The sequence below is a fragment of the Flavobacterium sp. KH_035 genome (genome assembly GCF_057839565.1).
Genome location: NZ_CM174492.1, coordinates 4,394,042 through 4,414,870 on the forward strand (window position 1 = coordinate 4,394,042; position 20,829 = coordinate 4,414,870).

Annotated in this window: 13 protein-coding genes; 1 reads left to right on the plus strand and 12 read right to left on the minus strand. The window is 34.5% G+C overall.

The window, feature by feature from the left end:
• Window positions 1-55 precede the first annotated feature (55 nt).
• From AC3IS6_RS17925 to AC3IS6_RS17980, 12 genes are all read right to left on the minus strand, one after another.
• Window positions 56-736: a phosphonatase-like hydrolase gene (locus AC3IS6_RS17925; protein ID WP_489161371.1), complete on the minus strand. Its 681-nt coding sequence runs from the start codon at window positions 734-736 to the stop codon at window positions 56-58.
• A 239-nt stretch (window positions 737-975) separates the two neighbouring features.
• Complete coding sequence (locus AC3IS6_RS17930; RefSeq protein WP_489161373.1) at window positions 976-2,148, minus strand: TIGR03364 family FAD-dependent oxidoreductase; 1,173 nt, start codon at window positions 2,146-2,148, stop codon at window positions 976-978.
• 117 nt (window positions 2,149-2,265) lie between these two features.
• Window positions 2,266-3,549, minus strand: coding sequence for a DUF5690 family protein (locus AC3IS6_RS17935; protein WP_489161375.1), 1,284 nt, complete (start codon window positions 3,547-3,549; stop codon window positions 2,266-2,268).
• A gap of 147 nt (window positions 3,550-3,696) precedes the next feature.
• Entirely contained in the window at window positions 3,697-6,573 is a 2,877-nt protein-coding gene (locus AC3IS6_RS17940) for a TonB-dependent receptor (RefSeq protein WP_489161376.1), read from the minus strand.
• A 713-nt stretch (window positions 6,574-7,286) separates the two neighbouring features.
• On the minus strand, window positions 7,287-7,640 hold the full coding sequence (locus AC3IS6_RS17945) for a YegP family protein (RefSeq protein ID WP_489161377.1): 354 nt from the start codon (window positions 7,638-7,640) through the stop codon (window positions 7,287-7,289).
• A gap of 60 nt (window positions 7,641-7,700) precedes the next feature.
• Window positions 7,701-9,215 (minus strand): PAS domain-containing protein, encoded by a 1,515-nt coding sequence (locus AC3IS6_RS17950; protein ID WP_489161379.1) that lies wholly within the window; start codon window positions 9,213-9,215, stop codon window positions 7,701-7,703.
• 470 nt (window positions 9,216-9,685) lie between these two features.
• A complete protein-coding gene (locus AC3IS6_RS17955) occupies window positions 9,686-10,336 on the minus strand; it encodes a response regulator transcription factor (RefSeq protein WP_173965208.1) in 651 nt (216 codons plus the stop codon).
• Window positions 10,337-10,410: 74 nt separating this feature from the next.
• A complete protein-coding gene (locus tag AC3IS6_RS17960; protein WP_489161381.1) occupies window positions 10,411-12,006 on the minus strand; it encodes a sensor histidine kinase in 1,596 nt (531 codons plus the stop codon).
• 726 nt (window positions 12,007-12,732) lie between these two features.
• Window positions 12,733-13,512, minus strand: coding sequence for a polysaccharide deacetylase family protein (locus AC3IS6_RS17965; protein WP_489161383.1), 780 nt, complete (start codon window positions 13,510-13,512; stop codon window positions 12,733-12,735).
• A 132-nt stretch (window positions 13,513-13,644) separates the two neighbouring features.
• Entirely contained in the window at window positions 13,645-16,056 is a 2,412-nt protein-coding gene (locus AC3IS6_RS17970; RefSeq protein ID WP_489161385.1) for an ABC transporter permease, read from the minus strand.
• A gap of 1 nt (window position 16,057) precedes the next feature.
• Window positions 16,058-18,481 (minus strand): ABC transporter permease, encoded by a 2,424-nt coding sequence (locus tag AC3IS6_RS17975; protein WP_489161386.1) that lies wholly within the window; start codon window positions 18,479-18,481, stop codon window positions 16,058-16,060.
• A 3-nt stretch (window positions 18,482-18,484) separates the two neighbouring features.
• A complete protein-coding gene (locus AC3IS6_RS17980; RefSeq protein ID WP_489161388.1) occupies window positions 18,485-19,198 on the minus strand; it encodes an ABC transporter ATP-binding protein in 714 nt (237 codons plus the stop codon).
• 280 nt (window positions 19,199-19,478) lie between these two features.
• On the opposite strand from AC3IS6_RS17980, the gene AC3IS6_RS17985 reads away from it, so the two are divergent.
• The gene (locus AC3IS6_RS17985; protein ID WP_489161389.1) at window positions 19,479-20,828 is read left to right on the plus strand and encodes a sigma-54-dependent transcriptional regulator; all 1,350 of its coding nucleotides are present in this window, start codon (window positions 19,479-19,481) and stop codon (window positions 20,826-20,828) included.
• Window position 20,829 lies beyond the last annotated feature (1 nt).

A 20,829-nucleotide genomic window follows, 5' to 3' on the forward strand; every position in this document is an offset into this window, starting at 1 on the left:
ATATTTAATCTTTGTTCTATAATCTTTAATCTTGACTCTATAATCTTTTCTCTTTTCAACCAATAACACTATAAAGTGATGCCAAGGAATCTAATATATAATCTGGTTGGGCTTCTTCGAGTTGTTGTCTGGTTTGTGCGCCAGATAAAACCCCTACGGTCAAACCACATTTGGCATTTTTTCCTTCTTCTATGTCGATTGCCGAATCACCTGCTTTTAGCACTTTTGAAGCGTCTGCAATGGCAAACAATTGCATGGCTTTGTGTATCATATCCGGAAACGGACGTCCCAAGGCTACATCATCGGCTGTGATTAAAGCATCGTATTGATTTCCTTCCTTCCAGTTTAGTTTTTCTAATAAAGTATTTGCTACATGACTACTGTATCCTGTGTTTAAGACCACTTTTATACCGTCGTTTTTAAGACTTTCCAAAACCTTTTCGACACCTTCTATAGGCAAAACCTGAGCCGAAAGGTATTCTTTGTCCAATGCTTCTTTAAAATAGTCAAATATTAGATCTGATTTGTTCAGATCTGTAATGTTCATATGTTTTAAAATATCCTTGATAGCCTGATGTTTTTCTTTTCCTGCCCCTAAAGACAATACCAATTCAAGAGAAACATCAATACCAAAGTTATTGATGGATTTATGCAGCGATTTGTAAACTATGTTTTGCTCATTTATTGTTGTTCCGGCCATATCAAAAACAACCATTTCAATTTCATTGATTTTCATTTTGTGTGTATTTATTTTTTGCAGACATACAATTTGCATGTTTGAGAATTTGTTTATTTATATATTATTCCTCGTTGGGTATAAATCACTTAACACATAGAAACATAGGTTCTGCACCCACAAAAAAGGTGTTTCACTTCATTAAACAAACATAGCCTCCTATGTGAAAGAAATATATTTCTTTTTTGTTTTCTTTATGTATCTAAAATCTATGTTTCTATGTGTTAAATGATTTTTTTTTAATTACACTCAACGGGTGCATTAAAAATTTTAGCAATATTGTGTTTAGCAAATCCTGCGCTGCCCGTCATTCCCTTGCCTCCAATTCCCGTTATAATGTGGATATTCTTATCGACAGTATGTTCAAAGATATCTTTAGTTTTGCATTGCGAATACATTCCAAACCATCTGTTTTGGATTTCGTAGGTTGGAAGATCTATTATCTTTTTGGCTTCTTCAATCATAAAATGGTCGATATCCATATTGAGATCAAATCCTAAAGAGTCAATTTCTTTTGCGGGAGCATATTCGTGCGAGTCTCCTAAAATTACCGAGCCGTCAAGGGCTTGTTTGAACAGGATGTGAATACCATATTTTTTCTCAAAACTATCCGGATTTTCTTTTGCTTTGATTGCCTGATACGATTTACATTCTTCAAAGGATTCATATCTTCTGATGGTCAATCCGGTTAGGATAGAACCGTCGAGTTTATAGTTTTTCTGAGGTTTGGTTTGCAGCATCTGAAGTTTAGAAACAATCAGATCGCTGTTGTTGTAAATCTCAGGATAGAGTATTTTGAAATCACTTCCGTTGCAAATAATGATTTTTGAAGCTTTGTATTCTAGGCCGGTGGCGGTTATGGCTACTGCCCCATCATTTCTGTCTTCCGTTCGTACTACGGTAGTATTCATAAATAAATCAAGGCCCAGACTGGTTGTCATGAACTGGTGCAATTTATGAATCATTGTAGAAGGTTCAACGGTAACTTCCTGAGGAAAAAATAATCCTCCAGTACAATAATCAGCACGTAATCCATTGTATTTGGTCAGACATTGTTCTTTTGTCAGCAAATTAGATTCATAATCATTCGAAATATTAATTTGATGTAACTCTTCTATCAACTGCATTTCTTCTTCGTTTGACGCTACATAAATAGTTCCATTTTGACGCAGATTAATATCAAACTGTGATTGAATGTCTTTATAGATATTTAAACTTTCTTTTCCGAAATTTTGCCACTTTCGATCCATCCCGGACGGTACAACCTGTCCAAAATTTCTAACGGTCGCTCCTTCAGGTTTGCTGTTTTTTTCCAGAATGGCAACCGACATTCCGTTTCTCAGGGCGTGATAGGCGTGAAATGTTCCTAAAACTCCGGATCCAACAATTACTAAATCATACTTCTCTTTCATGTTTGTGTTTGTGTTTTTATTTGTTTTTACTGTTTAATTATTTATTGGTTTATGGTTTGTTATTTCAGGTTTCAGGTTTCAGGTTTCATCCGCTTCTCACATTTCACAGCTCACAGCTCATAACTCATAACTCACAGCTGCATGAATTTTAGCAGTCTTTCTGAACTTCCTTTTAAAATAATTAAAAGACATTATAGTCGTTATGATCCCTACAAAAGAAAGTAGGTAAATACAGGTGGTAAAAAAGCTTAATAAAGAAATATTCTTGTCTCCGAAATTTTTGAAAAACAATACCAAAACACTCCCTAAATAACCAAAGGCATCGGCGATGTAAATTAAAAACCCGGTATTCCCATCTATTTTATAAGTGGCTATCATTCGGTCAAAAAATAAACCGTTAAACGGAATATAACAAACATACATTCCAAATCCTGAAATGATCATCCACGGAAGTGCCGACATCAGATGTTTTTGAAACAGGAAAGTTGTGATTCCTATAAGTACTGATCCTACAAACAATACCAGATGATAATTGCGGAAAGCTTTATAATTGTTTTTCATGCTTCCTAAAACCCCTAAAATAACCAAAACTGATATGGCAATGGGAATTTCTGAGTACATATAAATTGAAATACTTTCTTTGTATCCTAAGCAATCCCATAATTCTCGCGCAAAATTATCTCTGAACTCACGCATGGCCGTTAGCATAGCATAAAAGACAATAAGTGTTGTGAGCGGAAAAGCAAATTGTCGGAACAACGAACCGCGTTCTTTTTTACCCAATGGTTTACGCTTAGATCGCAAGGCTAAATCCTCGCTATCCGGATTTGGGATTTTTTCCAAAAACAATGAAAATGCTATTAACGGAACAATAAAAATTAACCCCGAAACAAAAGGCATCCAAAACTCATTGCATCCCAAAACCTTCAAAACAAAGATTCCCACAGATTTTGCAGCTCCGGAGGAAACGATAAAACTCGAACATAAAATGACCCCTAATAATTCCGTTGTTTTCCGGCCTTCGATATAAGAGAAAACAATTCCCCAAATCATTCCGAGAGGTAATCCGTTAATGAATAAAAACAAGATGTTGTAGGGTGCCGGTACCAAAGCAAAGCCCAGTAAAGCCAGTTCGGAAATAACAATAAAACTGATTAGGTATAAAATTCTCCTGGCTGATTTCAGTTCAGATATAATCTTGATTCCTAAAAACTTAGAAAATGTATATCCTAAAACCTGTGCCAAAATCAAGAGAATTTTATAATCTATTCCCCAAAAAGAAAGCTGATCGAATGTAGCTACCGTGAAAGGTTTTCTGAAAGCATACATACAAAAATAGGTACCAAATGCCGCTATAGATGTTTTGAGTATGAACCTGAAATTAGATGCTTTTTTAGACATTAGTTCTTGAAATTTAGCGTGATAATTGTCTTGTAAATAGGAAGCGTTTATTGTTGTTTTTAAAAACCCGTTGTTTGCAGTAGATTGAAAAAAAATAAACTGTAAAAATAAAATCTACCAACATCCAACGGGTTAACTTATAGTTGTCTATAAATTATATTTTAAACCAAGATTAAACTTCATCCCATAATATTCTACCTGTTTTGGACGATTTGGTGTTTCTCCAAAATGATACATTAAAGGTTCATTCAATACATTATTTACATCACTGAAAATGGTAAAATGATCTCCAATTTTATACGAAGCAGAAAAATCAAGTGAGTTGTATTTACCGTAATAAATATCATTCATGTCTGTATTTTTAGCATTGGCATCAAAACTTGTGGCATAAGCTCCTTTATGATTAAAGGCTGCTCTCACATTCAATTTACCACTTTCATAGAACAATTGCAGGTTGTAAAGTTCTTTGGCCTGGTAAGGAGTAGACACTTTTCTTCCGTTAGGATTATTAACGTTCTGCCCCAAAGTCATTTCAGAATTCATAAGTGTTGCATTGATCTGAGTTCCAAAATACTTAAGGAAGCCTGGCAAGAAGCTAAATCTCTTGGTAATTCCAAATTCAACTCCGCCTATCCATGCATTTCCACCATTAGCAGGCGAACTGATTTCTATGTCTGGAATTCCGTTGATCGTTCCCTGGTAAGTGTCATCAAAAATTGGATCCGTAATCGACTTGTAAAATACACCTGCATTGATGATTCCCACCTCATCCAGGAAGTATTCTCCTAGCAAATCAAAGTTCCAGGAATAGGTTGGATTTAAATTTGGGTTTCCTCCTGCATACTCCCCATCAATCGTGTTCAGTGAACCGGCTGGTGAAATGTCTCCAAAATTGGGTCTTGCAAATGTTCTGGTAGTAGCAAAACGAAGGTTTAAATTCTCAATCGGAGTATATTTTACATGTAACATTGGAAGTACCGATGTATAGGTTTTCGTATTTTCGGCATCGACAACCACATTATTCTCAACAGTTTTACCGGTTACCTGTGTTATAGTATTGGTTACTCTCAATCCTCCTAAAATGGTCCATTTATCAGATACATTATAGGTTGACATAGCATAAACAGAAGAGGTCGTTTCGCCTACATTAAAGTTTCTTCCCAATCCTTTTCCTAATTCAGGAATCTGAGAATCTGCTGGGTTTAAAACCAAATTTGCTTTCGAGGTATTGAATAATTTTGTCATTCCGTCCGGAGATAAAACCGGACCAAAGCTGTTTCCGATCAAAGTACCGGTTTCTTTTCTCATATAATCTGTACCACCAGGCTGGTTGATTAAATCAGGAGCATAGTTAGACAAATAAGGCGTAGGCGAACCCGTCCAGCTGTAGTATTCGTCTCTGAAAGTAGCAATACGATCCTTGTCCGTTAATTTTGCACCGAACTTCATTTTAAGATTTTCATTAAAATTGTGCTCGTAATTTACAGCCGCAATAATGTTGTCTCTTTCTACTATATTTATTTTGTAAAGTTCTAAAGTAGAAAACTTCATTTTTGTCGGATCTGTTTTAAAATTTGGATCTGAATAAAAATCAAATATAGATTTTGGATTGTTCGGGTCGAGCTTTCCTCCATCTGCAGCCCAGTAAGCTCTTGGACCTCCTGCCCCACCATTGGCAAGCGGCACTGTATTTAAATACTCCGGCTTAACACCTACTCCGGTTTGATTGAACTGAATTAAAAAGTAACTGTTGTCTTCTGCATTTGGAATGTTTCCGTACTTGAATCTGTTTCGGTAAGATGCCACGCTCCAATCTAAATTTCCATTTGCTAATTGATGTTTCCCTCCCAAATCAATACCTATAAACTGTGTCATTAACTGGTTATGGATGTCTTGTTGCTCAACAGTCAGCGCATTTGTTGCCCCATTGAATTTATCAAATCTAATACGATGTTTGTAATGTGTTTCTTCATCCGTAAGTCCGCCATAAGTAGCCTTTAGGAAAATTTTATCTCTCGATGATGGATTGAATTCCATTGCACCATTTAAACCCGTGGTTTTTCTAATTCCGGTATAGTCTCTCAGTTCTAATCTGTAAACTCCCTGATCTCCTTGTCTTCTCGCCTCATAATTATCGGTTGCCCAGTTTCTGTCCCAGTATGTACCATTGATAATATATCCAAACTTTCCGTTTTTACTTTTCTCGCCAATGGTAAGCGATCCGCTATAAATTCCTTTATCCGATTTTTGGTTGTAACCGCTAAAAACACTGGCTTTAATAGTTCGTTTGGTTGGAGCGGTTTGTGTAGTAAAATTTACGCTTCCCCCAATCGCATCACCGTCCATATCCGGTGTAAGTGCTTTGGTAGCTTCAACATACGCAATAAGATCTGAAGGAAAAAAATCAAATGCTGTCGCTCTCGAAGTTGTTTCTTCTTCGGCGGTTGGAATTCGATTTCCATTGATAGTAGTCGACGACCAAAAAGGAGGTAATCCTCTCACCGACACAAAACGTCCTTCACCCTGATCACGTTCTATAGAAACTCCTGGCATACGCTGTACGGTTTCGGCAGCATTACGATCCGGCAGTTTTCCAATTCCGTCGGCTGCAATTACGTTTACAATACTCATCGATTTTTTTTGCATGTTCAGCGCTCTGGCTTCACTATTTCTTTGAGTCATTCCGCTCACCACAACTTCATTCAGTTCTTTGGAATTGGTTTGCAGTTGAATGATTCCTAACTTTAACTGTTGATTCTCTTTAATATCAATTTTTATATTCTTTACTTCATATCCGATATAGGAGATCTCCAATTCAAAACTGCCCGATCCCACATCCTGAATTGTAAAATAACCACTAAAATCGGTCGTAGCTTTTTGATTATTAGACAATACAATGGTCGCTCCCGGAAGTGGGGATTGCGCGTCGGTAATTGTTCCGCTAATGGTTGCCTTTTGGGCGGTCATGTTTTGAGTAAAAAGTGCAACCGAAAAAATTAAAATTGCCTTGTAAATTGTTTTCATGGTTAATTTGTTTACAAATATTAAATTTATACAAGCAAATAAACAATGAATTTTATAAATAGTAAATAATTGAAAATTATCTAATTGTTAAAGAAAAGAAAATTCAGCAGCCTGATTTGTTAAGTATTTGTAAAAAAAATGCTCTATAATGGTTTGATTATCGGTACACTATTATTGTATTTAGGTCTTTAAGTGCAGTAATTAAAAGGAAGTATCATAAAAAGTACTTCATCAGGCTGAAGTTAAGTCCTGATTAAGATTAATTTTTTTGAAAAGTCATTTTTTTACTATTTGTAAAATATTAGTGTTCTTTTTTACAAATAATTGATCAATATAAAAGTTATGTATTGATCAAAATTCTTCCGTCTATCAACGATATCAATGCTTCAATTTTCTGAAGCTTTATTATAAATAGAAAACATTCCAGCACATAGGACCACTTTTTTTGTGGGGGTTTGGCTTTCGCCCTTACAGGGCTTAAACAATTACCACCCTTATTCATAGTGCTACGCACTATTCTAATTGCCAAAGCTCTTTCAGAGCTGGTAAATTTACTACAAACAAAAAAGACCGCAAACAGCGGTCTTAGGTGTGTAAATACCAATTAAATTATCTAAAAAACGGCTCCGTTATTACAATCCGGAAACGGCAAAGTTTATTGTTTTATTAAAATATAACCGAACTGCATTCACAGTTTTGATTTAATTCTTTGACTATGCAACGCTTTCCAATACAGCATTAGAATGATCTTCTATTTTAGCATCCGGTGCATTTTTTCTAAACTCAAGGATCTCCTCATCACGGGAATCTCTATCTTTAAACATTTTACTTGTTCCGATAATCTTTCCGTTAAAAGCTTTAAGATTAAAGTATCTTTCATCTTTTGAATTTGTTTTTCGGAAGAATTTTGTGTTGTCCTGTGAATTAGCTTTTACTGATTCGATTCCTTTCATGCACATAAATTTTCGGGTATATGCTCCACTGCTCAAAATAATTTCGCCATTTTTATTCACAAAATCAAATTGAAATTCTCCATTAGCTCTTTTGTTTACTATAAACTTTTCCATTCTTAAATTAATTATTTATGTACGCTGATACTTCTATTCATAATGCTAAGAGCAGCATCTTTAGTCCTTAAAAAGGATTTTAAATGTGGTTCCTTTTCCCACCTGACTTTCAACTGTAATCTTTCCCTTCATAGACTCAATCTGGTTCTTTGTAATGTACAAGCCCAAACCGTTTGCATTCTCGTGTTTATGAAATGTTTTATACATTCCGAAAATTAAATCTCCGTGTTTCTCCAGATCAATCCCTAAACCATTGTCTTTTACCGTCAGAATTTTTTTTCCGTTTTCGGTAAAAAAATTAAATTCAACGACCAGTGGTCTCTTAGGATCTGCATACTTTATAGCATTCGTACTCAGGTTTTGCAATACACTTTCAAGATATGCCGGATTAAAACGAACAACTGCTTCGGGGGAAACGTTATTGATTACCGTCATATTGCTTCTGTCACTATAGGCATTAACAATATTGAGTACTCTATTGAGGTAGTTGTTTACATTGAGAGATTCGATATTAATTTCGGAATTGTTTTGAATATTTACTATTTGGGACAAATCTTCAATGGTTTTACTAAGATCTCCGGAAACCGCACGCAGGTATTTTATGGTTTCGATTTTTTCATCAAAACCTTCCTCTGAATCGATCAAGTCCAGAAGAACTTTAAAATTACCTGCGTGCGAGTTTAGGTTATGTGATACGATATGAGAAAAATTCAATAATCTATTATTTTCCTCTTTATACACTTCCATTTCTCTCTCTAGCTCTAACTCTTTTTCTTTTTGAAAAGAAACATCACTGTGCGTTCCTATTACTTTTAGAGCTTTACCGGCAGTATCACGTTCTACCACCATTCCCTTACTAAGAACCCATTTATATTCTTTTTTTGAAGTCAGCACACGCTGAAAATTTTCGTAAGAAGAAGTTATGTTATCCAAATGATTCTGCAGTACGCTTAAGTATCCTTCAAAATCATCCGGATGTACTATTTTATTCCAGCCGTCACGAGTATTTGAAATATCTGAAGCTTTCAATTCTAATACCTTCAAAGATTGTGGCGAATAGTAAACTCTGTTAGCCACTAAATCCCAATCCCAAATACCTGCATTTGAACTCTCCAGCATAAACTTAAAACGCTCTTCTGTCCTTTTAAGTTTTAACTCCTGTTCTTTTAGCTCGGTAATATCTGTTATCCGACCATAAAATTCTACACTTCCATCTTTATTAACTTGTCTTTTTGAGGTGACCTTAAACCAGCTCAATCCGTTCAAAGGCAATTCTGCTCTGAACACAACACTCCATTTTCTTCTTTTTTTGATAGCATCAAATAAAGAGTCCTTCACTAGTTTTTTATCTTCCGTATGAATTCGGTTGTAAATGGAAAGCACTGTATTGGTAAACATCTTACTTGATAAAACTTCAAACATCTCATAAGTTGCATCATTTATAAATGGCATCTCATAATCGTTATCTGCCGAAATCGTAAACACGAAAAGAGCATCCTGAATCTCATCAAATGCTTTAGATTTAAAAATACTTACATTTGCTTTTTTCTTTGTATTGTAAAAGTCGAATTCCATAGTCTTGCTTTTTTTACATTCTCTTTCTGTTAACTGTAGTTTTCTCTAACTCTAAATTTGTTGTAGACTTAAAAAGTAATATTTGTTGATCAGACGGCCATATCCCAAAAAAAAAATGACCTGACTTGTATAAACCCAAAAACACAAACAAAAGAGCCGTCCGTAACAACAAAAAAATTTCTTTTAATACAGGAAGCTAGATGCTGAAAAAAAATAACCCATTCTACTACAAATCCATCCTTTTTATAAACTTCCAGCAACCGCGTCTTCCTGACACAACAAAAATACATTCAATAAAATCAATACTTTATAGAACATCGAACGTCCTGTTGTAGAATTATTTCTACAGAAAATACACCTAAAAATAAAAGCTTTTTATAAAAAAAACAGGAACCCAAAAGTTCCTGTTTTTAAATATGTAGGTAATACATTGTTTCTGATCTGTTATTCTTTTTTGCCGTATAAATTTGTTAATCAGAATACAACTGAAAAAACTTGATCAAATCGGCCAGATTATCGATTTCCAGTTTTTCAAAAATCCTGTTTTTATAAGTGCTTACCGTTGTTTTTTTGATGTTTAAATGTTCAATTATTTCCAGATTGCCGTAACCTTTAATTAAAAGCTGTGCCACTTCGATTTCTCTGTTGGACAATACATCCAATGGGTTTGTCGGCTTTTTTGAAATATACGAATCCAGAATCCTGTCTTTTACATTCTGCGTAATATATTTTCCGGAAGAGATCATTGAACTGATCGCATTTTTCATTTCTTCCTCAGAAGTTTCTTTATTCAGATACCCTGAAGCTCCTGCATTCAAATACCGCATTGCGTAGATATTCTCATCATAAGCTGAGAAAATTAATATTTTAACTTCCGGCTGGATTGCTTTTATTTCTGCTATAATATTGATGCTGTTTCCGTCAGGAAAGTTCACATCTAATATCAATAAATCAATATATTCTTCTTTTAAAAGATTAAGTGTGTCTTTAAAATTTCCTGCTTTATGAATCAAAGCATTTGAAAATAATTCTTTTATCATCAAAGAAACGCCTTGCCGAACCACACTATGGTCATCGGCCACTAGAAAGCTATAGTTGTTGGATGGTGATTTCATTTTCATTTACCTAATTTAGGGTTATTTCAGCGCTTTTCTGTAACTAATTACCACTTTAACATAATTAATTTGGTCTTATTTTAAACTAAGCTTATAAGGAGATTAAAAATTATTTTAGTCCCTTTGCCTTCCTCGCTCTGAACATCTATTTTTCCATCAAACAATTCTACTATTTCTTTACATAAATTAAGCCCTAAACCTACTCCAAGATCGTTTACTTTACCTGAAACGGTTCCCTGGTAATAAAGTTCAAATATATTTTTCAGATCATTTTTGGCAATACCAATTCCGCTGTCCTGAATTTCAATTTTTAAATTCACGATCTTATCAGAAGTCTTTTCAAGATCCATCATAATCTTTATAAGTCCGTTCTCTGTAAACTTATTTGCGTTACCAATAATATTATAAAAAAGCTGATGAATTTTTGCAGCATCCGAATTGACTTCAAGGTTTGAAATCAGATTAGAATTAACTTCTATTCTATTCCCTTTACTTTCTACCAATGAGGTCATGGAATTAACAATCTGATGTACCTCCTCCTTAAGATAAAATTGCTTCTTGTTTAGTTTAGGTGCGTAATTTCCATCTTTAGAATACTCCAAGATCTGATTGGCCAGAAGAAGCAATGAATTAGTAGTAAACTGAATCGATTTAAAAGTGTCTTTTATTTCCGGATCTTTTATAGAGGAGCTTATCATTTTACTATAAATAGAAATAATGCTTAAAGGAGATCTGATTTCATGACTGATCATACCCATAATTCTATTCTTAAAATTCAAGCTTTCACGAATCTGCATCTGAGCTGTTGTGAGTCTTTTTTCATACTGAAAAGCCAGTCTTGTAAAGCCGAAAAGTACAAGTGATACTATAAACATTAACAGAATCAAAATTGCAATGGTGTAGCTTCTCACTATTTTATTCGAATCGTACTGCTTCTGTAACTGCTTTTGAGTATTGTCCTGAAGTGCTTTCAACGAATTGTTATAGTTAGGCATAATTGCTGCCTCTAAATTTAGCAGTTCATTATTTAACTGCTTTAGTTTAGCATCCTGATCTTTTAAATTCGCAAATGATTTTCTTAAATTCTTGAACTGGTCTTCGTAATATTTGTTAGTAGTATTAAACAAGTTCGCAAATTGTTCTTCGATACTTCCGCTTACCACTTTATTGTCATATTTCATGGTAACGGTGATTTTCAACTGCTCTTTTTGCACATCTACTTTTCCCGCCAAAGCAGCACCCAATCTTGAAAATAATCCTTTTTTAGACACACTGTCTACTTTTATATAAGAATCAGTTTTAATACTGTCTAATATTTTTTTGTATGCGAACTTATTTAGTTTAAAAGGCTGAGTCAAAGTAGTCTTATCCGGATTAATCTGCGATTCAATAATCGAATCGATACTAGTTTTTAAAGACTCTACTGATTCTTCAGACTGATTCTTTTCCTTCAGAATCTTCATGAACTCCTTGTTGTCCTTTGTAATTAGACTCAAACTGTCAATCAAACGGCTTATCTCGTGTAAAGAAGCGGTGTATTTATCAAGTGATTCTTTGTCTTTGTAACTGGTATAGTTACTAAAACTTTTTTGAGAATCAACAAATGAGTTGTTTATACTGCTTGTAAAATGTGTTATTTTATTTAATGAATCCATCGAACTAAGCGTCTTCGACATTTCCGATTCATTAGACGATTCGTTGTACCAAATAATTATTGCAATTATCTGTAAAAGGATGACACAGGCTATTAAAGTGTAGTGAATTATTTTTCTGTGCTTGAACTTTAGTTTCAAAAAACTAAATGTACTATTTAAGGAATGTTTTCTAATCAAAATTTATATTTTAAAATGATAAATAAAATAAAGAGTCAAAGAATCAAATCAATAACTCGTGCAATTTTTTTAATTAGGTATCGAAAGAACATCCTGAATGATGTACTACATTTTGAATAAATATTGTTCTATAGCAAAAATTAGTAAACACTAATTCAATTTTAATACCAATGACAGCTGTTATTCCTCTAAGATACAGTTTTTTTGCCTAAAAAAAAGCAAAGCCACAACACTTGTCTATCAATATTAACCATAACACAACAGATATTTAAAAGAGATTTGGGGGATCTTTTTAATAGAACAAATAGGTTTGATACGACAAACATACTTTTATTCTATTTTTTAAATATATACTTGTTTCTATTTTCTTAATAAGAAGCAAAAATAGCATGCAGGGATTAAACCGACTGTAGAACATTCTCTAACAGTCTGTAGAACTTGTTCTACAATTTAATCATTACTTATCACTACAATTTTCTTGCTGCAAAGATACTATTTTTAGAAAAATACGTCAGATTATTTACGAAATCGTTTGATCCGAAGGTTAATTTCGACTCAAAAATAAAGAGTTTATTTTTCTTCAAGCAAAGGGTCTAAATCGGATAAGGTATAGAATTTAAGATCGTTTAACTTCATGTACCTGCAAATGAACTCCAGCGTTTCTATTTTGGTCTGATAGTTTTCTGTCACATTTCGCACCGGTTTATGCCCACATAAAAGCAGAATTTTATTGTGTTTTTTTGCGTAGTCTAATAATTCAAGAAGATACGGGATGCTAAAATGAATGTGGCTGTTGTCGATATCAAAGGCAAATACAATTTTAGAATTGTTAAAATAGCTGTCCTGTTTTTCCGGAAGTTCTCCTCCAAAAGCCCTTCCTCTGATGATTTTAAATTTGGGAGATAACGCTTTATCCAATGCGTCAGAGCGTTCTCCATAAGGATAAGCAAATGTAGTGACTTTAAAATTGAGTCTTTTCATGGAAGTAATCATCGGAGTAATTTCCTGCTCGATATAGGCATCCATTCCGTGTTGCTTCACAAATTTAACGGCGTTGTAATGATGGTAACCATGTCCGGCAATTTCATGTCCGTCTTTTTGCATTTGCAGCAGTTTTTCGATTTGCGGCTTCCCGATCGAATCAATTCGGCACACGTTAAAAGTGGCTTTCCAGGAGTACTTTTTCAATGCCTGATCGGCCTCCGCCCATTCGTCGACATAGGCATCATCAAAAGATAAAATAACACCTGCTTTATATGCTTTGGCAACCGGATTTTGCCGTTTGCTTTCACAGGAAAATAAGGCCAGACAGGAAAAAAACAATACGGATTTAAGGAAAAACATCTTCATAAATGATCCCGGTTATTAAAGTTTTTATGCAAATAGAATCGTATTCTCTCAAAGATAATCCTTTTTTTCAATTTTTCTGAAATTAAAAAAACCTTCAAAATGTGCTCACTTTGAAGGTTTTAATTTTACGGTCTATTCATATTTTAAATATTTCAAAACATCTATTTTTGTTACCTGATAGGCTTTTGCCAGTACAATTGATAATGTTAAAAACAGCAGCAATACAAAAGCAATTATAAAAGGAAGTAAGGGAATCTCGATCCGGAAAGCAAAGTCCTCCAGCCACTTTCGCAATAAAAGATAGGCAGGAATTATTCCGATAGCAAAACCAATCATACAAAACACCACGTACTGTTTGGATAATTCCTGGAGTAAGACAGTCGTGTCTGCTCCCAGTGTTTTTCTGATCGCAATTTCCCGTACTCTTCTTTCCATTGAAAAGGAAGCTAAAGCAAATAATCCAAAAACGGCAATAAGAATCACAACTCCGTTTAAGAGTGAAAACAATTGGCTTTGGCTTTCATACACCTTATAGGTTCGGGCAAAACTTCGGTCTACAAAATTATATTCAAAAGGATATTCTCCATCTACTTTTGTTATCCAGAACTTATTTATAGCCGCAATTGTTTCGGGCATGTCTTGGGGTGCAATTTTAACCGAAATATTAAGCAAATCCTTTTCCATCCAGTCAAAAGCTTTGATGTGCATGAAAATCATGGGTGAAATATTGTTTTCAAGTCCAAAATAATTGAAATCTTTTACCACACCAACAATTTTCAATTTTCTATCTTCCCAGATAATTTCTTTGTTTATAGGATCTTTTTCTAATAATGTTTTAGCCGCAGCTTCATTTAACAAAACATTACTACTACTGTCTGATGCAATTTTGTTGTTTAAATCCCTGCCTTTAACTATCCGGATTCCCAAAACATTCATCATCCCAAAATCAATCGCCATTTGCTGTGTGATCACTTCTTTATTGTTCTTGTAATGCATCCCAGACCATGAATTAACATCATTTCCGATAGAAAATACTCCCGCTGAAACCGCCTGAACGCCTTTTATTTTTAAAAGTTCCTGCTGTATCGTTTTGTATCTTTCAAATTGGCTTCTTCCTTTCTTAGGTTTAAAAGAAATATCCATCACCTGAGCACCTTTAAAACCAAGGTCTTTATGAGCCATATAGTTAACCTGCTGGTATACTATAAATGAACCAATGATAAAAAATGTGGCTATAGCAAATTGCAAAACCAACATACCGTTTCTAAGCCAGATTCCATTTTTGCTGCGGGAAAAATTCCCTTTTAAAACCTTCAATGGCTCAAAGTTAGAGACATATATTGCAGGTAAAACTCCTGAAACTACAATGACCATTATAAAAATGAAAATTAGCTGCAAATAAAACTGAGAGCCTTCAAGAATCAGATCTTTGTGTAAAAGTGAATTGTAAAAAGGCAATGAAAGCTCCACAATTACCAATGCCAACAAGAGTGAAAAAAGCGTAATTAAAGTCGTTTCAAATACAAACTGGGTTATAATTTGCAATTTTGTAGCGCCAACTATTTTTCTTACTCCCACTTCTTTAGCCCGTTTTATAGCATTAGCAGTGGCAAGGTTAACATAATTGACAATGGACAACAGTAAAATGACTATTGATAATCCCATTAAAATTTTTAAAAACCGCAGATTGGTAATTCCTTCCGGAAAAGGAGTATTTCCTTGATACAATCTCGCTCCCGAAAACGGAAGCAACTTGGCTTTTTCCACCTCTCCATACTTCTTCAAATAACCTTCATAAGTGATTCCTTCCACTTTTGCCTGTTTTTTAACCTTCTTTTCGATATAGATTGTATTCAGGTTTTTGAGTACTGCTGTCGTATCACTTTGCTTTTTTAACTTCAACATTAATCCGTAGCGCAGCCCCCAGCTTTCTCTGTTTTTAGCTATTTCGTATTCAATGTTGGAAGTCACTACATTGGGCATTATCGAAGCTTTTTTAGACAATCGGTAGACGCCCCGAACGATAAAAATTTTGTCGGCATACTTAACCTGTTTTCCTATTGGATTTTCATTCTGAAACAAGCGCGAAGCTGTCTTTTCAGAAAAAGCAATACTGTTGCGATCATGAAGTGCGCTTTTTCCGCTGCCGTGAATAAATTCAAAAGGAAAAAAAGAAAAGAAATTCCCCTGCCCTGAGAAAATTTTGTCTATTACTTCAATTTTGCCGTTGTACTGTATCGTTTCTCGGGCATAATTGTTTGTGAAATAACAATAACTTTCTAAAGCCGGGCTCATTCTTTTTAAAAGAGGTCCCGGAATAGGCGAATTTACAGCCCAAACATTACCCCCTCCTATATTGTTCAGTACTGCGTAAATTTTATCTTTTTCAGGATTCCACTCGTCATAAGAATGTTCATCATTCCAATACAAAATGGCAAAAATTAATCCTGCAATTCCAATACTTAAACCCAAAACATTCAAAGCTGTAAAAAACTTATTGTTTTTGATCTGATAAATAAATAGGTTGGTCCAGTTTTTTAGCATGTTACTCGTATTTTAAGTATTTCAAAACATCTATCTTGGTTGCCTGATATGCTCTTGTAAGTACCACTACTAATGTTAATGTCAATAAAGCAGTAAATCCAATTACAAAGGGATAAATGGAAATTGTAATTCTGTAGGCAAAATTCTCTAACCATTTGTTGAGTAAGTAATAAGCCGGAACCAGCGCAATTAAAAACCCGATGACACTGAAGACTACATACTGTTTACAAAGTTCTTTTAGCAAAACATTAGTTTCAGCACCTAGAGTTTTTCGAATCGCGATTTCTTTCATGCGACGTTCAATAGAGTACGAAGCAAGGGCAAACAACCCAAAAAGTGCAATAATGATAACGATGATATTTAGCAAAGAGAACAGATTTTTTTGCTTTACGTAATTACTGTACGATCTTTTATATTCTTTATCGACAAAATCATAAGAAAACGGGTATTCTGTATCCACTTTTTTGGTCCACATCTTTTCAATGTCTACCAAAGTTTGCTGCATTGTTTTGGGGTCGACAGTAATATAAATATTATTCAAAAGCTCTGTAAACCAGGGTACTGTTTTAAAATGTAAAAACGACATGGGAGGAATAGCTTCACCGGGATTCATCAGATTAAAATCTTTTACCACCCCTGCAATTATTACTTGTTGGCCATTCCAGTTTAGTTTTTTACCTATCGGATCTTTTTCGTTTAGTAACTTTAATGCAGTCTCGTTGATCAACATACTATTGACCGTATCCTGAGCAAGTTTTGGATTCAGATAACGCCCTTTGACCATTTTTATTTTCAGCATTTCCAACAATCCAAAATCTATTGGTATGTTGTTTCCGTCTACATTTTTATCTTTATAATGATACGATATAACCGATTTCGGACCATTTCCCAAAATAAAACCGCCTCCCGAAACTTCTTTGACTCCTTTTATATGCAGTAATTGATTTCTGATGGTATTGTATCGGTCCAGTCGGTCTTTATTAGTAATATTTTCACCATAGATATTCTTATAGGAAATGTTCAACACTTGTTTTCCACTAAAACCCAGATCCTTCGAATTCATATGTTCTATCTGCTGATAAACAATGTACGAACCAATAATGAAAAAAGCGGCTATCCCAAATTGAAAGATCAGCATTCCGTTTCTAAGCCAGATCCCGTTTTTACTTCGTCCAAAATTTCCTTTCAACACCTTTAACGGTTCAAAATTAGAAACATAAACCGCCGGAAGTATACCTGCAAGCACAACCGTGATAAAAAATATTACCACCAGCTGCAGGTAGAACTGACCGCTTTGCAAAACGAGCGATTTTTCTAAAAAGGCATTGTAATACGGTAACGAAATCTCGACAATAACCAATGATATCAGAATTGAGAATAACGAGATTATAGCTGTTTCAAAAACAAACTGCTGAATTATAACATACTTTGAAGCCCCGATAATTTTTCGAACCCCAACCTCCTTAGCTCTCTTCACCGCATTTGCCGTAGCGGAATTAACGTAATTTACGATAGACAACAGCAGAATTAAAATTGACAATCCTACCATAGTAAGCAAAAACTGAAAATTACCTTTCCCTTCTGTCAAGCCTCCGGTTTTTGTATGCAGCCGTACTGACGATAAGGGTTCTAAAACTGGTTTTACTTCACCATATTTACGAATAAATTCCTTAGGACTAATCCCCTGTTCTTTGGCGAAACGAAACGTCAGGTTTTCCAAATACAACTTTTCCAGATTATTCGTTACTTGTTTTTGATTCTCCGGATTTTTCAGTTTCAGTAATAAAACATACTGAAAATTTCCCCAAAACTGAATGTTTGCCTTAACTCGTTCCTCCATAAAATTAACCACACAGGCAGGATTATAAGCCGATTTTTGATCCAATTTATAAACGCCTCTCACAATTAAGGCTTTTTTTCGCAAAACAACTTTTTTCCCCAAAGCAGTTTCGTTTCCAAAAAGTTTAAAAGCCAAATCTTCTGACAAGCAGATACTGTTTACATCCGGTAATGCCCCTTTTTGACTGCCTTCTGTAAACTCAAAAGGAAAATATTCAAAAAAGTTTTTTTGAGCTATGGTAATCCTGTCTGACTGCACTTTTTTACCATTAAAATAAAGTATATCATCATCATAGTCTCCACTTAAATAACAAAAAGATTCTATCTCAGGACTTACAGTCTGTATCGCCGACCCTACCGCTGCCGAACTTGAAGACCAGTAGGTCGTAGGATTCATTTTATTGGCTACTAAAAAAATCTTGTCTTTATTAGGATTCCACTGATCGTACGATTGTTCATCGTTCCAATACAAAATCGCAAAAATTAATCCCGCAATTCCAATACTCAACCCTAAAACATTCAAAGCTGTAAAAAGCTTGTTGTTTTTGATGTGATAAATAAATATGTTGATCCAGTTCTTTAGCATGATTTAGTTGATTGAATTGTTTACTAAAACATCTACATTTCTATGGTTCATTTTCTCAGAAAGAATCATTCCGTCTTTCATAACAATTGTTTTTTGCGAAAACGAAGCATCATAATCCGAATGTGTCACCATTAAAATTGTGGCACCGCTGGCATGGAGATCTGTTAATAACTCCATTACTTCATTACCATTTTTACTGTCCAAATTTCCTGTAGGTTCATCGGCAAGAATAATTTTAGGGTCATTAATTAGCGCTCTTGCAACAGCCACACGCTGCTGCTGTCCTCCCGAAAGTTGTTGCGGATAATGTTTCAAACGATGTGAAATGCCTAATATAGTGGCAATTTCCTGCACTTTTTTCTTTCGCTCTGATGAAGAAACATTATTGTAAATGAGCGGCAATTCTATATTATCAAAAACCGATAATTCATCAATTAAATTAAAATTCTGAAAAATGAATCCAATATTTTCTTTTCTGGCTTTCGATTTAAATTTCTCTTTCAGCCCAATCATTTCCTGTCCTAACAATTCATAACTCCCACCCGAAGCGCTATCCAGTAATCCGATGATGTTCAACAAAGTTGATTTTCCGCTTCCAGATGGTCCCATGATCGACACAAAATCGCCTTCGTTAATGGTTAATGAAATTTCGCTTAAAGCTTTTGTCTCTACTTCTTCGGTTCTGAAAATTTTTGAAAGCTCTTTAATCCTGATCATAATAATTTGTTTTTGATGTTTGTTTTTCTCTCTGAGAATTTTATTGCCGAAGTAAAAAACAGATCCTAAATTAAGATAATAGATAACATAATCTATAAATATCTATTTTTGTTACATTTACCAGCAATAATGATTCTACTATTTGATGATTTGTTAATGGTAATGTGATTTTCATGCCAAAAACTTAAAATTTGTAACTACCTAATTTTAAATTTTTTATTATTTAAAAGAATTCAAAAGTGTCCAATAATGGACAGCTTTCGTCCAAAACCGAACAAAAATGAAAAAGACAAATGCTGCAATATTAATCATAGACGATCAGGAAGACATCCTTTTTGCGTCGAAAGTGTTCCTTAAAAAGTATTTTGAAGACATTTATACGCTCAATAATCCGAAAAAAATTGTCGAATTATTGGCAAAAAACAGCATTGATGTAGTCTTACTTGATATGAATTACAGAATAGGTTTTGAAGACGGAAAAGAAGGTTTGTATTTATTGAAGGAAATTAAAACGCTTTCGCCAAAAACCGTTGTGATTTTAATGACTGCTTTTGGCAAAGTCGAAACCGCAGTTGAAGGCTTAAAATCTGGTGCTTTTGATTATATCTTAAAACCATGGGAAAATAAAAAACTGCTTGAATCTGTCAAACAGGCTGTTGACAAATCCCGAAAGGAGCAAAAAAAAACCAGGAATGTCGAAATCGAAAATGATTTTTTTATTGGTACTTCCGAAATTATCAAAAAGGCCTATTCCCTAGCTGACAAAGTAGCGAAAACCGACGCCAACGTTCTGATATTAGGCGAAAACGGAACCGGTAAATTTGTTTTAGCGCATCATATATTCAGACAGTCCGAAAGGAAAAACAATCCTTTTATAGCGGTAGATTTGGGAGCCTTAAACTCTAATATTTTCGAAAGCGAACTGTTTGGTTATGCCAAAGGTGCTTTTACTGATGCCAAAACAGATACACCCGGACGTTTTGAAATGGCACAAAACGGGACTATATTTTTAGATGAAATTGGAAATGTACCTTTACATTTACAGTCCAAATTACTGCAGGTTATTCAAACAAAAACGGTGACAAGGCTTGGAGAAACCAAAGCACGCCCCTTAAATGTCCGTATCATCACAGCAACCAATCTCAATCTGAAACTGGAAGTTGTCGATAAAAACTTTAGAGAAGATTTGTATTATCGTATTAATACAATGGAAATTGTCCTGCCCCCTTTACGAGAACGCAACGAAGATAAAATTCCACTGGCAAATTACCTGCTCGATAAGATGATTATAAAATACGACCGAAGTATGATTCAGTTTGATAAAAAAGTACTCGAACAAATTGAAAAACACGCGTGGAATGGAAATATCAGAGAAATGGAAAATAAAATTGAACGTGCTGTCATTTTGTGTGAAAACAATAAAATCACTACTTCCGATTTAGATTTAGAGATCATAACCCCGTACGACGAAAACCCTGACGATATTCAGCTTTCTTCTGTCGAAAAAGCTGCGGTCGAAAAAGCCCTTCTCAAAAACAATAATAACATCAGTAAAACAGCCGAAGAATTAGGCTTGTCAAGAGGGGCTTTGTACCGTCGTTTAGAAAAATACAACATCAATATTACCTAAT